This window comes from Nocardioides sp. NPDC057767, assembly GCF_042798275.1.
Taxonomy (GTDB): domain Bacteria; phylum Actinomycetota; class Actinomycetes; order Propionibacteriales; family Nocardioidaceae; genus Nocardioides.
On record NZ_JBHVKJ010000028.1, the window covers coordinates 46,978 to 60,813 of the forward strand.

15 protein-coding genes and 1 tRNA gene are annotated in these 13,836 nt (G+C 70.4%); 8 read left to right on the plus strand and 8 right to left on the minus strand.

The genetic code is table 11. The annotated features are described in order from the left end of the window. Nucleotides 1–6: 6 nt before the first annotated feature. Entirely contained in the window at nucleotides 7–1,188 is a 1,182-nt protein-coding gene (locus ACFVDI_RS15890; protein WP_378906619.1) for an acyl-CoA dehydrogenase family protein, read from the minus strand. 141 nt (nucleotides 1,189–1,329) lie between these two features. Between ACFVDI_RS15890 and ACFVDI_RS15895 the strand changes: the two genes are divergently transcribed. From ACFVDI_RS15895 to ACFVDI_RS15905, 3 genes are read left to right on the plus strand one after another with little or no spacing between them, the layout of a single operon-like run. After that, nucleotides 1,330–2,001, plus strand: coding sequence for a YceI family protein (locus ACFVDI_RS15895; RefSeq protein WP_378906621.1), 672 nt, complete (start codon nucleotides 1,330–1,332; stop codon nucleotides 1,999–2,001). 24 nt (nucleotides 2,002–2,025) lie between these two features. Beyond that, nucleotides 2,026–2,544: a sigma-70 family RNA polymerase sigma factor gene (locus ACFVDI_RS15900; RefSeq protein WP_378906623.1), complete on the plus strand. Its 519-nt coding sequence runs from the start codon at nucleotides 2,026–2,028 to the stop codon at nucleotides 2,542–2,544. Next, nucleotides 2,541–3,314, plus strand: coding sequence for an anti-sigma factor family protein (locus ACFVDI_RS15905; protein ID WP_378906625.1), 774 nt, complete (start codon nucleotides 2,541–2,543; stop codon nucleotides 3,312–3,314). The genes ACFVDI_RS15900 and ACFVDI_RS15905 overlap by 4 nt, the downstream gene beginning before the upstream one ends. Before the next feature lie 144 nt (nucleotides 3,315–3,458). Here ACFVDI_RS15905 and ACFVDI_RS15910 read toward each other — a convergent pair whose 3' ends face one another. Both ACFVDI_RS15910 and ACFVDI_RS15915 read right to left on the minus strand, forming a co-directional pair. After that, on the minus strand, nucleotides 3,459–5,063 hold the full coding sequence (locus tag ACFVDI_RS15910; protein WP_378906627.1) for a GMC family oxidoreductase: 1,605 nt from the start codon (nucleotides 5,061–5,063) through the stop codon (nucleotides 3,459–3,461). A gap of 67 nt (nucleotides 5,064–5,130) precedes the next feature. Next, nucleotides 5,131–5,289: a hypothetical protein gene (locus ACFVDI_RS15915; RefSeq protein WP_378906629.1), complete on the minus strand. Its 159-nt coding sequence runs from the start codon at nucleotides 5,287–5,289 to the stop codon at nucleotides 5,131–5,133. 170 nt (nucleotides 5,290–5,459) lie between these two features. On the opposite strand from ACFVDI_RS15915, the gene ACFVDI_RS15920 reads away from it, so the two are divergent. Continuing rightward, nucleotides 5,460–5,978 (plus strand): DUF6448 family protein, encoded by a 519-nt coding sequence (locus ACFVDI_RS15920; RefSeq protein WP_378906631.1) that lies wholly within the window; start codon nucleotides 5,460–5,462, stop codon nucleotides 5,976–5,978. A 4-nt stretch (nucleotides 5,979–5,982) separates the two neighbouring features. Here the strand turns inward: ACFVDI_RS15920 and ACFVDI_RS15925 are convergent, their stop codons facing one another. After that, the gene (locus ACFVDI_RS15925) at nucleotides 5,983–6,945 is read right to left on the minus strand and encodes a tyrosine-type recombinase/integrase (protein ID WP_378906633.1); all 963 of its coding nucleotides are present in this window, start codon (nucleotides 6,943–6,945) and stop codon (nucleotides 5,983–5,985) included. Nucleotides 6,946–7,047: 102 nt separating this feature from the next. On the opposite strand from ACFVDI_RS15925, the gene ACFVDI_RS15930 reads away from it, so the two are divergent. The 3 genes from ACFVDI_RS15930 to ACFVDI_RS15940 all read left to right on the plus strand — a co-directional run bounded on the left by ACFVDI_RS15930 (nucleotide 7,048) and on the right by ACFVDI_RS15940 (nucleotide 9,379). Beyond that, on the plus strand, nucleotides 7,048–8,142 hold the full coding sequence (locus ACFVDI_RS15930) for a hypothetical protein (protein WP_378906635.1): 1,095 nt from the start codon (nucleotides 7,048–7,050) through the stop codon (nucleotides 8,140–8,142). 56 nt (nucleotides 8,143–8,198) lie between these two features. Then, nucleotides 8,199–8,274 (plus strand) — tRNA-Gly (locus ACFVDI_RS15935). Between the two features lie 166 nt (nucleotides 8,275–8,440). Continuing rightward, nucleotides 8,441–9,379, plus strand: coding sequence for a DnaJ domain-containing protein (locus ACFVDI_RS15940; RefSeq protein ID WP_378906637.1), 939 nt, complete (start codon nucleotides 8,441–8,443; stop codon nucleotides 9,377–9,379). A 7-nt stretch (nucleotides 9,380–9,386) separates the two neighbouring features. Here the strand turns inward: ACFVDI_RS15940 and ACFVDI_RS15945 are convergent, their stop codons facing one another. Next, nucleotides 9,387–9,947, minus strand: a complete 561-nt coding sequence (locus tag ACFVDI_RS15945; RefSeq protein ID WP_378906639.1) for a 2'-5' RNA ligase family protein — start codon at nucleotides 9,945–9,947, stop codon at nucleotides 9,387–9,389. A gap of 46 nt (nucleotides 9,948–9,993) precedes the next feature. Here ACFVDI_RS15945 and ACFVDI_RS15950 point away from each other — a divergent pair, with 46 nt between their 5' ends. Further along, nucleotides 9,994–10,629 carry a class I SAM-dependent methyltransferase gene (locus ACFVDI_RS15950; protein WP_378906641.1) on the plus strand — a complete coding sequence of 212 codons (636 nt, stop codon included), beginning with the start codon at nucleotides 9,994–9,996 and terminating at the stop codon, nucleotides 10,627–10,629. Here ACFVDI_RS15950 and ACFVDI_RS15955 read toward each other — a convergent pair. Genes ACFVDI_RS15955 through ACFVDI_RS15965 form a run of 3 tightly spaced genes read right to left on the minus strand, consistent with a single transcriptional unit; the run spans nucleotide 10,606 to nucleotide 13,747 of the window. After that, complete coding sequence (locus ACFVDI_RS15955; RefSeq protein ID WP_378906643.1) at nucleotides 10,606–11,712, minus strand: prenyltransferase; 1,107 nt, start codon at nucleotides 11,710–11,712, stop codon at nucleotides 10,606–10,608. The genes ACFVDI_RS15950 and ACFVDI_RS15955 overlap by 24 nt on opposite strands. A gap of 7 nt (nucleotides 11,713–11,719) precedes the next feature. Further along, entirely contained in the window at nucleotides 11,720–12,487 is a 768-nt protein-coding gene (locus tag ACFVDI_RS15960; RefSeq protein WP_378906645.1) for a class I SAM-dependent methyltransferase, read from the minus strand. A gap of 3 nt (nucleotides 12,488–12,490) precedes the next feature. Then, the gene (locus ACFVDI_RS15965; protein ID WP_378906647.1) at nucleotides 12,491–13,747 is read right to left on the minus strand and encodes a glycosyltransferase family 4 protein; all 1,257 of its coding nucleotides are present in this window, start codon (nucleotides 13,745–13,747) and stop codon (nucleotides 12,491–12,493) included. Nucleotides 13,748–13,836: the final 89 nt, after the last annotated feature.

Consider the following 13,836-nt stretch of genomic DNA (forward strand, 5'->3'; position numbering starts at 1 on the left):
CCCGGGTCAGCGGAATGCGGACTCCCCCGTCAGCGCCTGCCCGATGATCAGCTGGTGGACCTCGCTGGTGCCCTCGTAGGTGAGGACCGACTCCAGGTTGTTGGCGTGGCGCAGGATCGGGTACTCGAGGGTGACACCGGCGGCAGCGAGGATGGTGCGGCACTCGCGGGCGATGGCGATCGCCTCGCGGACGTTGTTGAGCTTGCCCAGCGAGATCTGCTCGGAGCGGAGGGTGCCCTCGTCCTTCAGACGGCCCAGGTGCAGAGCCAACAGCATTGCCTTGCCGAGCTCCACCGTCATGTCGGCGAGCTTGGTCTGGGTGATCTGGTAGCCGGCGAGGGGCTTGTCGTAGATCTCGCGGGAAGCGGCGTACGCGATCGCCGACTCGAGGCAGTCACGGGCCGCGCCGACGGCGCCGAAGACGATGCCGAAACGGGCCTCGTTGAGGCAGGACAGCGGGCCCTTCAGCCCCCTGACCTCGGGGAAAGCCGCGGAGGCCGGGAGCCGAACCTCGTCCAGGACGATCTCGCCGGTGACCGAGGCGCGCAGCGACAGCTTCTGCTTGATCACCGGGGCGGAGAAGCCGGGCGTATCGGTCGGGACCACGAACCCGCGGATCCCCTTGCCGTTCTCGCCCTCGTCGGTCTGGGCCCAGACGACAGCGACGTCGGCGACCGGAGCGTTGGTGATCCACATCTTGGTGCCGGTGAGCACCCAGTCGTCGCCGTCCCGCCGGGCACGCGTGCGCATCCCGGCCGGGTTGGAGCCGAAGTCAGGCTCGGTCAGACCGAAGCAGCCGATCGCGTCTCCGGCCGCCATCCGCGGCAGCCACTCCTGCTTCTGCTCCTCGCTGCCCCACTTCCAGATCGCGAACATCGCCAGCGACCCCTGCACCGAGACCAGCGAGCGGATCCCGGAGTCGGCGGCTTCGAGCTCCAGGCAGGCCAGGCCGTACGCCGTGGCGCTGGTGCCCGCGCAGCCGTAGCCCTCCAGGTGCATCCCGAGCACGCCGAGCCTGCCGAGCTCGGGGGCCAGCTCCTTGACGGGCACCGAGCCCGCCTCGAACCAGTCGGCGAGGTGCGGCTTGATCTCCTTCTCCGCGAAGGATCTCACCGTGTCGCGGATCGCGCGGTCCTCATCGCCGATGAGGGTCTCGATGCCGAAGAGCTCGAGCGGGGTCTGGGGCATGGGGAGTCTCCTTGGGGTTCGATCGGGGCCGCGACCGATTGTGTCACCCGTCACGGCGACCGGTTTGAACCGTTCGCCACAGCGCTCCGTAGTAGGGATGAAGGCGGGCATCGGGCCGGCCTCGCGGTGAGAGGAAACGGCGTGCGGACACGTACGAAGGCAGTGGTCGGGATCGGGGCGGCAGTAGTTGTGGTCGGCGGGGTCGCGGCGATCTTCGGACCCCGCTGGTACGCGGATCGGGCCGAGGACGCGGCGGCCGACAAGCCCAGCCTCAGCGCGTCGGCGGCGCCGGCTGACGGCGCCGACAGCACCGGCACCTGGACCGTCTCCGAAGGCTCCTACGCCGGCTACCGCCTCGACGAGGTGCTGCGCGGCGAGGACGTCACCGTCACCGGGCGCACCGAGGACGTGACCGGCGAGGTCACCATCGCCGAGGACGAGGTCACCGCAGCCGCCATCGAGGTGAAAGTGGCCACGATCGCCACCGACTCCGGCAACCGGGACGGCTACTTCCGCGACGACGCGATCGAGGCCGAGAAGTTCCCGACCGCCACCTTCGAGCTCACCGAGCCCGCTGCCCTCGAGGCGGGTGCGACCGAGGTCGAGCTGGTCGGCGATCTCACCGTGCACGGCGAGACCAGGTCGGTGACGGTGGACGCCGAGGTCGGCGGCGACGGCGCCAGCGCCCTCCAGGTCGTCGGCAGCGTCCCGATCACGTTCGCGGACTTCGGGGTCGAGGCCCCGAACCTGGGTTTCGTGAGCGTTGAGGACACCGGCAGCGTCGAGTTCTCGCTCGAGCTGGTCAAGGGCTGACCGGGACTCTGGGATCCTGGTTCGGTGCGGGGAGCTGACATTGGCGCGGAGGACGAGCTGCTCGTGGCGGTGCACGACGCCCACTCCGAGGCGCTCTACCGCTACGTCGTACGCCGCACCGGCGACGCGGAGGAGGCCCGCGACGTGGTGCAGGAGACGCTGCTGCGCGCCTGGCGCAGCCCGGAGGTGCTGCAGCGGCCCGACGACGGCGTACGCGCCTGGCTGTTCACCACCGCCCGCAACCTCGTCATCGACGACCTGCGCAGCGCTCGCCGCAAGCGGGAGTACGCCGCGGAGTCGCCCCCGGACCAGAGCCGGGCCGACCACACCCAGGCCGTGCTCGACTCCTGGGTCGTCGCCGATGCGCTGCTGGCCCTCTCCGTCGAGCACCGGGCCGTGGTGGTCGGCGCCTACTACGGCGGCCGGTCGGTCGCGGAGCTCGCCCGCGAGCTCGACATCCCGCCCGGCACCGTGAAGTCTCGGCTGCACTACGGACTGCGAGCCCTGCGTCTCGCCCTGCAAGAGAAGGGGGTCACCTCATGAATGACCGCCTGGACGCCTCCGGGCACCAGACGTTCGCCGACTGGGACGCGTCCTACGTGCTCGGGGCGCTGAGCCCGAGCGACCGCAGGGTCTTCGAGCGCCACCTGACCGGTTGCGCCGTGTGCCGAGAGGGGGTCGCCGAGCTCGCCGGGATGCCAGGACTGCTCGGGGCGCTCTCGCGCGAGGAGGCCGAGGAGCTGCTCGAGGACGCGCCTGCCGAGGTCACCCCGCCGCCGCTCGCCGACCTGGCCGGGGCCGTACGCAGGTCGCGACTGCGGCGCCGGGCGTTCGCGGTCGCGGCCGCCATCGTCCTTCTTGCCGGCGGGACGGCCATCGGCGGGCTGCTGCTCGGCCGCGCCGGGAGCCATGACCCGATCGCCCGGCCGTCGACCTCCGTCGCGCCGCCAGGCTCCGCGGGCGCGAACGTCCGCACCGTCGACCTGCGCCCCGTCGGCAGCGTCGACATGTGGGCCCAGCTCGTCGTCACCCCGACCTCGTGGGGCACCAAGCTCACGTGGAGCTGCCACTACCCGCCGAAGCCCGGGCAGAGCCCACCGACACCGTCCGACTATCAGGGTCCGCCGGTGACGTACGACCTGGTGCTGGTCCGCCGGGACGGGGCGCGCACCGTCGCCGGGTCGTGGACCTGGTCGGGCGGGGAGACGCTCGGACTGGACGCCTCCTCCGCGGTGCCGATCGCCGATGTCGAACGGGTCGAGATCACCCTCGACGGCGACGACACGGCGGTCGCGGCGGCCTCGCTGACCTGAGTCCCTGCAGCCCGAGCTCGGAGACCGTCTTCTCCCGCATCTCGAGCTTACGCACCGTGCCGGTCACGGTCATCGGGAACTCCTCGACGACCAGGACGTGGCGTGGCATCTTGTAGTGGGCGACCTTGCCCGTGGCGTACGCCTTCAGGGTCTCGGGTTCCTGATGAGGTCGGCAGCGCGCTCGCCGATCATGATCGCGGGCGCGTTCGTGTGGCCGCGCACGATCCTCGGCATGATCGAGGCGTCCGCGACGCGAAGGCCTTCGACGCCGCGTACGCGCAGGCTCGGATCCACCACGCTCGCCTCGTCCGTGCCCATCCGGCAGGTGCCGGTCGGGTGGTAGAGGGTGTGCGCGTGGCGAGCCAGCAGGGCGTCGGCAACCTCCTCCGCCGTGGAGTCCGCCGGGAGCTCGGGACGCAGGAGCTCGCCCAGGATCGGCTTGAGCGCCGGCTGCGCGGCGATGTCCAGGGCGGCCCGGACGCCCTCCACCATCGCCGCGCGGTCCCTGCCCTCGGGGTCGGAGAGATAGCGCGGGTCGATGAGCACCTTGGCGGCAGGGTCCGAGGAGGCGAGCGTGATCCGCCCACGGCTGGCCGGGTCGACCAGGATCGGACCGGCGACAACCGCCTCGCCCACGAACGGCACCAGTCCCTCGTCGAAGAAGCCGACCGGAGCGAAGATCATCTCGATGTCGGGCGCCTCCAGGTCGGGACGCGAGCGGAGGAAGCCGTAGGCCTCGCCGACGTTGGACGTGAGCATCCCGCGCCGGCGCAGCAGGTAGTTGGCCAGGTGGCGGAGCGACTCCGCGGTCGCGAGCGAGCCCTGCTCGACCTCCCAGCCGAGACCCGCGACGAGATGGTCGGTGAGGTTCTCCCCCACCTCCTTGGCGTCGTGGACGATCTCGATGCCGAGGTCCTTCAGGTGCGCAGCCGGCCCGATCCCGGAGAGCATCAGGAGCTGGGGGGTGTTGACAGCGCCGCCGGCGAGGATCACCTCGCGCCGTGCGGTGACGGTTGTCCGCTGCCCGTCGACGACGACGGCTTCGACACCGGTCGCGCGGCGTCCGTCGAAGGTCACCCGGGAAACCTGGGCGCCGGTGACCACGTTCAGGTTGGCGCGTCTGGCGGCGGGCTTGAGGTAGGCCGCGGCGGTGCTCCACCGGGCGCCGCGGCGCTGGGTGACCATGGTCTCGACGTACGCCTCGGGGTTGGGGCCGTTGGCCCGCCCGCGAGTGAAGCCGGCCTGCTCTGCGGCCTGGAGGAACGACTCGGTATAGGGACGTGGGCTCCGCTGCCGCTCCACGCGGACCGGGCCACCGGTGCCGTCGAGCGCGGTGGCGTCCTCGACGTCCTCGAGCTTCGCGTAGGCCTTCTTGACGGCGTCCCAGCCCCACTCGGGTCCGGCCGCCGCACCCCACTCCTCGTAGTCGGTCTGGAGGCCCTTGACCCACATCATCGCGTTCATCGAGGAGCAGCCGCCCAGCATCCGGCCGCGCGGCCAGTAGATCCGGCGGCCGCCGAGCTCCGGCTGTGGCTCGGTGGAGTAGTCCCAGTCGTGCTCGGTCCGGAAGAGCTTGGAGAACGCCGCCGGGACGTGGATGTTCATGCCCTTGTCGCGCGGACCCGCCTCGAGCAGGGTCACCTGGACGTTCGGATCCTCGCTGAGTCGTGCTGCGAGCACGGCTCCCGACGATCCCGCCCCCACCACCACGTAGTCCGTGGTGAGCTCTTGAACGCTCGTCTGGCTCATATCTCTCCTCCGTCAACGCTGACAAGGGTGGCTGCCACACCGAACGTACTGGGACCGGTACGGCTTGTCAGGCCCTCCGGCGGATTCCGGCGGTCGAAGCCAGACGCGCGCTGTCGCGCCCGCAGACGGTGACGGACATCTGCACCTGACCGATCTGGGTGCGTAGACCTTCAGGAAGCGGCAGCGCGGTATCAGGATCAGTCAGGACGGCGGTGCGGGTGGACACCGATCGACGGTGGCGATCAGGCCGGCGTCGACGGCAGGGCCCAACGGCCCGCGCGGCCCGACACGACGGTGACCTTGGGCTCTTTCGCTCGCAGGCACCCGCGCCTAGCGTCGAAGTGATCGATACGAAATCCGTCAAGGAGGGATGGCATGCCTCCGCACTGTGACTCGATGGACGGCCCCGTCGTCGCTGCGGCTCGCCAGGCGCTGGAAGCGGCTGATGTGAACCTTGTCCTGCCGTTCGTACCCGCCGAAGCCGAAGCCGAGGTTCGCGCGGCCTACGACCGTGTGGCGCCGCTCCGTGACACCGGACCGCAGGTCCGCGATACCGCTGAGCTGTGGTTCTTCGAGACCGTGGTGCGCCTGCACCGCGCCGGGGAGGGCGCTCCTTACACCGGCCTGAAGCCGGCCGGGGTGTCGGTCGGTCCCGTGATCCCCCTGGCCGAGCATGCGATCGAATCAGGCTCGAGCCAACAGCTGGGTGACTACCTGACCGACGTCCTGCGCGACGAGCTCGAGCAGCGCCTCGATGCCCTCCGCGAACTGGCCGCCAACCGCGCCCGGTCCATGGAGGACGAACGACGCTACGTGCAGGCAATGCTCGGTTACCAGGTGTACAGCCACCACCTCTACGGCGCGATGCGGGCCACCGATCACCATGAGGCGGGCGCGCACTCCCACGCGGAGTAGGGCCTCAGTCCGCGAGGAACGCGCCCAGGGCGTAGGCGGGGTGGCGGTCGAGGTTGTGGCGGCCGCGGTCGTAGCGGCGAGTGGTGCGCGGGTCGGCGTGACCCGCGGCATCCTGGACGTCCTCGAGAGGTACGCCGGCCTCGCGGGCCAGGGTGACGAAGGTGTGGCGGAGGCTGTGCGGGGAGAGCTTGTCGCCGTGCTCGATGCCTGCTGACGCGCCGAGGCGGCGGATCAGGCGGAAGGCCTCGGAGCGGTGCCAGCGGTTGCCGGTGCCCGTGACGAAGACCGGGCCGTCGACTCGGGCATCGAGGTAGGTGTCGAGGGCATGAGAGGTCGCCGGGTTGAGGACGACGTCGCGCCGGGCGCCTCCCTTGCGGGTGATCGTCAGGATGCGGTGGCCGCGGGAGTGGCTGAGGTCGGTGACGTCGGCGCCCAGGGCCTCCGAGATGCGCAGCCCGTCGTGGAGCAGGAGCGTGACCAGGGCGGCTGCGCGGCTCGAGTGGTCGCGTGCGGCGACGAGGAAGGCCCGCGCCTCTCCCCTGTCCATCCCCAGGGTCTGGGAGTCGTTGCTGGTCCTGGGGCGCTTGATGTGCTCGGCCGGCGAGGCGCTCAGGACGTTCTCGGCGACGCCGTAGCGGTAGAAGCCGGCGATCGCGGAGAGCCGCCGGGCGATCGTCGCCGGGCTCCGTCGTGTCTCCAGGTGGCGGGCGTAGCCGTCGACCATTGCCCGGTTGGCGGCCAGCGGGTCGATGTCCAGGGCAGTACACCAGGCGAACCAGTCGGAGAGGTCTCGTCCGTACGCCGCGCGGGTGTGCCCTGCGTAGGAGAGCAGGAACCTGCGGGCGAGCGCCTCGGCCCTCTTCTCCGGGGGCAGCTCCGCCAGGTCCCCGAGGAACAGCTCTCTGACGGATTCCGTCACCGCGAGGTCTGTGGTCGGGGTCTTCGGACGGTTCTCGATCGCGCTCACAGGCACACATCATAATGCCGGTTATGTTGTGTGGCGCCGCGGGATCTCATTTCGGGACTTATTAAGTATTCGTTTCGTCTTTCGTCACGCTATGATGACGCAATGACGGAAACGATCGTTGTCGACGAGAAGCTCTGCCGCTTCCCCGGCTGTCCCCTGCCGGCGGCGGCGTCGGAGAGCGGGAGTGGCCGGCCGCCGGAGTACTGCGACGACCCCACTCACAACCGAGCCGCCGCCTGGCGCGAGCGGAAGCGGCTGCAGCGACTCGCCGAGTCGCGGCCGCAGGAAGAGACCGCACGACCGGTGCAGGCCGCACAGCAGCGCGCGGCCGAGATCACCACGCAGCTGACCCAGCTCGCCGACCGGTTCCTCGACCAGCTTCCGAAGGCGCTCGAGGAGCTGCGTACGCTCGGCGACCTGACCGCTGCCGAGGCCCAGATCGCCACCGTGCAGAGTGAGGCGCAGGAGCAGATCGCCGCGTCTGGGGCGCGCGCGGTTCGGGCCGAGCAGGCCCAGCGTGCTGCCGAGGCGGAGCGGGACGAAGCGGATGCTGCCGCCGCGGAGGCGCTGGAGGAGTCCGAGCGCTCGGCCGAGGTCTTGAGGCAGGCGCTGGCGGCCACCACCGCGGCCGAGGAATCCCGACAAGACGCGCAGGCCGCCCTGGAGAGGGCCGAGTCGGAGGCGCGATCTGCAGCGGAGACCGCCGCCGCGACGATCGCCTCGCTCGAGCAGAACCTCACCGAGATGACGTCTGCCCGCGCGAGCCTGGCCGAGAAACTGGAGAGGCTGCAGGCCGAGCACGACTCGGCGGTGCAGCGGCGGCGGAGCGAGACCGCGCGCGCCGACCACGCCGAGAAGGCGATGGCTCGGCTGCAGGAGCAGCTGATCGCCGAGAAGAAGGCAGCCGAGAAAGCGGTGGCCAGCGCCGAGGCGACGAGCTCCGGGCTGCGTACGCAGCGCGACGCCGCCCGCGAGCAGGTGGACGCGCTCCGCGACAAGATCGCCGACCTGCGCGGGAGCGAGGCCGCGGCCAAGGCGGACCGCGACGCCGCCCGCGCCGAGCTGGACCGCGAGCGCACCCACGCGGCCGAGCGCCTCGACGACCTGAGGGCGGCGCATCAGGCCCAGGTCACCCAGCTCGTCGCGCAGCTCGAGCGGCGTACGCCGCCGGCCGACTCCCCCGAAGCAGGTTCGTGACACGCGCACCCCAGTTGGAGCTCAGCCGACCACATCCGCTACTGTTCTTCTCGCAAGCGGACGTAGCTCAGTTGGTAGAGCGCAACCTTGCCAAGGTTGAGGTCGCGAGTTCGAGCCTCGTCGTCCGCTCCACTTCGAGGGCCGCCCAACTGGGCGGCCCTCGGTCAATTTCCGTGGCGAAACCAGCATCTCGCCAGGACTGCTCTAGGATTTCCCTGCTCTGGGATTTCTGAGGCACCGGGCGAGGAGCCCGGGAGTCGAGGCCGAATACCGAAGGACTGTGCGTGGGGGGCGTTGAGTGAGCGGGAAGTTCATCGACGCCTATTCCGTACTCCAGATCGGTCCGGACGCGGACGACGCGGCCGTGCGCGCACGCCATCGCGAGCTCGCCAAGCAGTTCCATCCCGACCGTGGCGGCCGTGTCGCCGACGGCGAGCTGATGATGCGGATCAACCGCGCGCGCGACGTACTGCTCGACCCGATCGCCCGTGCGACGCTCGACGAGGAGCTCGCGCGGCGCCGCGGAGCGGTTCCTCCTGGTCCTGCGGCGAACACACCGGAGGCTGGTCCGGCCACCCCGCCGCTCAGCCGCGACCGCCGCTGGCGAGCCGAGTGGGGCACCAAGGCGCCCCGGCCCGCACCGGCGCCCGGCACCGCTCAGGGCCCGGTGCCCCCGCCGGCCCGCGTGCGCCCCTCCGTCAGCCGCCTGCGGCAGGCCACCCGGCAGGCTCGTGCGGCCAACCCGGCCCTCTCCGCTCGTCAGCGGGCCGCGGCGCCCAAGCCACCTCCCGCGGCATCCGAGATGCCTCGACCGCAGGCGACCGCCGGCCAGGCGACGGCGAATCCCCAACCCGCGCCTCCGGTGGGGAATCCCTCGATGGGCAATCCCCAGATGGCGAGCCCCCAGGTGACACCGCCCCAGGCTCCGAATCCTCAGCCGGCCAAACCACAGCCGGTCACGCCGACGCCGCCGCCGGCCGCGGCGCCCAGGAAGCCGGCCAACGCCTGGTCGCTCTACGCCGTGCCGCTCGACGGCGTCTCGGTCGCGTCGTTGATCGCGAGCGTGCTGCTGTGCGGCCCGCTCGGCTTCATCCTCGGGATCATCGGGCTGGCCCGCACCGCCGACGAGAAGCGGCGCGGCCGCTGGGCCGCGGTCGCCGGCATCGCCATCAGCAGCCTGACGATGCTGGTCATGATCGGCTACGTGATGCAGGCGATGTCCGCCCCCGCGCCCTGACCCGCGCTCATACCTCCGACGTCCCGCCGAGCGGCCATTCCTCGATCACGCGGCAGTCGTGGTTGGCGTACCGCTGAAGGCTGATCCGGTCCGCGCGGCACCGCGCCGGCAGCACCGATGCCAGGGACGCACGCGTCGACCCGAGAGACACTCCCCCGGCGATGTGGTCGACCGTCAGGTGTGGCACCGGCTCGAAGAGCCCCGCATAGGGCGGGCACTGCGGGAACGCGGCACTCAGCTCCGCGGTCAGCGCCGCGAACGGCTCCGTCGGCTCGGGATGCAGATAGATCGTGCCACCGGAGAACAGGCGCACGTCCTCGAGCACGAAGTCGAAGGCTGCGGCAGCGGTCGCGATCTTCTCGACCAGCCCCAGGTCCTCGCTCGTGGGCGAGGCGAGGAACGGCGCGAGCAGCGTGATGTGCGCGTGCACGAACGCCGAGTCGGTGGAGACGAACGAGTCGTCGTAGTGGCGGGTCCGCTCCAGGACGTACGCCTCCAGCTCGGGCACCGGAACGACCAGCACCGAGTGCCCTCCCGATGCCGTCGCGGCCTCCTCGGTGTTCGTCATGGACCGGATTGTCGCCGACGTGCGGCGGCTCGGCTAGGGTGCCCGGGTGTCTACGCCTGAGATGCCCGCGGATCTGCTCGAGCACGCTCTCGACGCCACGGGGTTCATGCCTCCCGAGGAGGGCCTCGCGCTGTTCCGGTACGCCGTCGAGCGGCTGCCCCACGGACCCGCGGTCGAGATCGGGACCTACTGCGGAAAGTCCTCGGTCTATCTCGGCGCGGCCGCGAAGCTGACCGGTGGCACGGTGTTCACCGTCGACCACCACCACGGCAGCGAGGAGAACCAGGCCGGCTGGGAGCACCACGACACGACCCTGGTCGACGAGCGCACCGGGCGACTGGACACGCTGCCGACCTTCCGGCGCACCATCGAGCGAGCCGGTCTCGAGGACGAGGTGGTCGCGGTGATCGGCGCCTCGACGACCGTGAGCCGGTGGTGGACGACGCCGGTCTCGTTCCTCTTCATCGACGGCGGCCACGGCGTCGAGCCTGCGCAGCTCGACTACCGCGGCTGGGCGCCCAAGGTCATGCCCGGCGGGCTGCTGCTGGTCCATGACGTGTTCCCCGTCCCGGCCGACGGCGGCCGGCCGCCGTACGAGGAGATCTACCTGCCCGCGCTCGCCTCGAAGCAGTTCGAGGAGATCGACGCGGTCGGCTCGCTACGCGTGCTGCGACGCCTCTGACGTCTCGCAGCCACACTCCAGCGCCAGTTCCTCGAACCGCGCGGCGAGCGAGGTGCCGCGCATGATCCCGGAGCCCGGGGTGGACCCGCCGTAGCGCTCCCCCAGCGCGTCCGCGGCCAGGATGACCGCGGCGGCGGTGAAGGTGGAGTGCTCCTCGGGCCAGAACGCGTTGGGGTTCGGGTTGGGGTAGTCGGGCGACTCGTAGACCCAGCCGGTCCAGTAGCCGCCGTCGTCGGCGCGCATGTGCTGCATGTCGGTCAACAGCGTCAGGGCCCGTCGGTGGTCGCCGATGTTGTCGAGCGCCATCACCAGCTCACAGGTCTCCGCGCCGGTCACCCACGGGTTGGTGTCGACGCACAGAGCACCGAGACCGGGGCGTACGAAGTGGTCCCAGCGTGACTCGATCAGGTCGTGACCCGCGGCCCCGACCACGGCGCCGCCGAGGACCGGGTAGTACCAGTCCATCGAGTGGTGCGACTTGTCCTCGAACTCGTCGCGGTGGTGCCGCAGGGCGTGGCCGAGGCGGCCACCGACGATCTCCCACTCCGGCTGGGGGTCGTCCATCAGGTCGGCCAGGGCGACGCCGGCGCGCAGCGACTGGTAGATCGAGGACGAGCCGGTGAGCAGCGCGAACGGGTCGCGCGGCGTCCAGGCGATCCCACCGAAGGGCAGCTGGAGACCGACCACGAAGTCCAGCCCGGCGCGCACGGAGGGCCAGTGCCGCTCCACGAACGCCCGGTCGCGTCGGATCAGCCAGTGGTGCCAGAGCCCGACCGCGAAGTAGGCGGACATGTTGGACTCGCCGATCGTCTCCACCGGAGCCCCGGAGACGATCTTCATCGGCCAGGAGCCGTCCGCGTTCTGCAGAGTCGGAACCCACGAGTACGCAGCCTCGGCCTCCTCCACCAGACCACCGACGAGCAGGCCCATGGCCGCCTCGACATGGTTCCAGATGTCGGTGTGCTGGCCGGGCACCCACGGGATCGCGCCCGACGGCTCCTGGGCACGGGCGATCGACCCGGCCGTGGCAGCGATCTGGTCAGGGGTCAGCACCCCGTCGACGTACGGGATCTCGACTCTCATCCGAGGATCAGTCGACCGTGGTCGGGTCGGAGGCGACAGGATGCGGTTTGCGGAAGTAGAGGACCATGCTCTTGCCGATCACCGGGTCGAGGACCTTGCCGGCCAGGCGCAGCGGGAGCGGGTTCTTCATGATCTCCCAGACCAGGACCTGGTGATAGGCCTTCACCAGCGGGTGCTTGTCGTTCTCGACGCCGACGGCCGACTTCAGCCACCAGTAGGGCGCGTGCAGACCGTGGGCGTAGGACTTCCCCTCGAAGACCATCGCGTCACCGGGGGTGCCGTCGTTGGGGCGGCCGGCCTTGGTGACCTTGTCGATGAGCTCGTGGTCGGTGTAGATCCGGATGTGGCCGCCGGTGGTGTTGTGGTAGTCGGCCGAGAGCTTCCAGTTGACGACCTCGGGCAGCCAGCGCGGCACCGAGATGGCCAGGGTGCCGCCGGGGCGGAGCACCCGGACCAGCTCCTTGATGGCGTCGACGTCGTGGTGGATGTGCTCGAGCACCTCGGCGGCCACGATCCGGTCGAACTCACCGTCGGCGAACGGCAACGACAGGGCGTCACCCTCCTTGATCTCCGCGTTGGCGCCCGCAGGGACCTCGTCGCGCATCGCGAAGAACCACTCCGAGACCTTGGCGAGCTCCTCGGCGTCCTGGTCGAACGCGATCACGTCGGCGCCACGGCGGTACATCTCGAAGGCGTGCCGGCCCCCGCCGGCACCCATGTCGAGCACGCGCTCTCCGGCCTTCAGGCCAAGGCGGTCGAAGTCAACGGTGAGCACGGCTCACTTCCTCTCGTCTGTGTGGAACTGGTCGATGGACTGCTGATAGACGGCCGTCATCCGCTCGGCGACGGCGTGCCAGGAGAAGTGCTCCTCTACCCGCGCGCGCCCGGCAGCCGAGTAGCGCGCCCGGCGCTCGGGGTCGTCGAGCAGCGCCGCGATGGCCTGCTCGAGCTCCTCGGTGTCGCCCGGGGAGACCAGCTTCGCGCACAGGTCGTCGGGGCCGACGACCTCCGGGATAGCGCCGGCACGGGAGACGACGAGCGGGGTGCCGCAGGCCATCAGCTCTGCGGTCGGCAGCGAGAAGCCCTCGTAGAGCGAGGGCACGCAGGCGATCTCCGCCGAGCCCATCAGCTCGACGAGCTCGGCATCGGAGATGCCGTTGACGAAACGTACGTGCTCCTTGATCGCCAGCTTCTCGATCAGCTGCTCGGTCGGGCCGTCCTTCTTGGGCTTGGAGACCAGGACCAGCTCCAGGTCGCGTTCGGTACGCAGCTTGGCGAAGGCCTCGAGCAGGAAGGCGATGCCCTTCAGCGGGGCGTCGGCGCTGGCCATGGCCAGGATCCGGCCCTGGACGCGGGGTCCGGTCGGCGGGACGAACTCCTCCGGCACGCCGAGGTGCACGGTCTGTACGCGGTCCGAGGGGACGCCGAAGTCGGTGAGGATGTCGCGCTTGGAGTTGTCCGAGGGCGTGATCACGTGGCGCAGCTGCGCGGCGACCTCGGCCTGCATCTTCACGAACGAGTACCAGCGCCAGACGCCGAACTTCTTCTTCCAGCCCTCGGCGCTCTCCATCTCGATGCGGCGGTCGAACGAGATCGGATGATGGATCGTGGTGACCAGCGGCAGCCCGAGCTCCGGCTCGATGCGCAGCAGCGGCGTGGCCAGCGTCTGGTTGTCGTGGACGATGTCGAAGTCGTCCGTGCGTTCCTTCAGCACCTTGACGACACGCTTGGCGAAGGTCAGCGGCTCCGGGAAGGCACCCGTGCGCATCCGTGCCCACTCCTCGACGTCGACCAGGTCGCGGATCTCGGAGAGCCTCGGGTTGCCGAACGGGTTGGGCTCCTCGTAGAGGCCCAGGCTCGGCACCTTGGTGAGGGTGACGCCCTCCCCCTCCAGGTCGAGATCCGGATAGGGCTGCCCGGAGAAGACCTCGACGGTGTGCCCCAGCTTGGCGAGCTCCCGGCTCAGATGGCGGATATAGACGCCTTGACCGCCGACGTGCGGCTTGCTGCGATACGACAGCAGAGCGATCCGCATCCGCCACCTCCCTCGAAACTAGGCAGAGCAAAACTAGAACGTGTTCTATACTAGCAGGTAGCCAGCGCCAGTCACTCTAATGCAGGCGC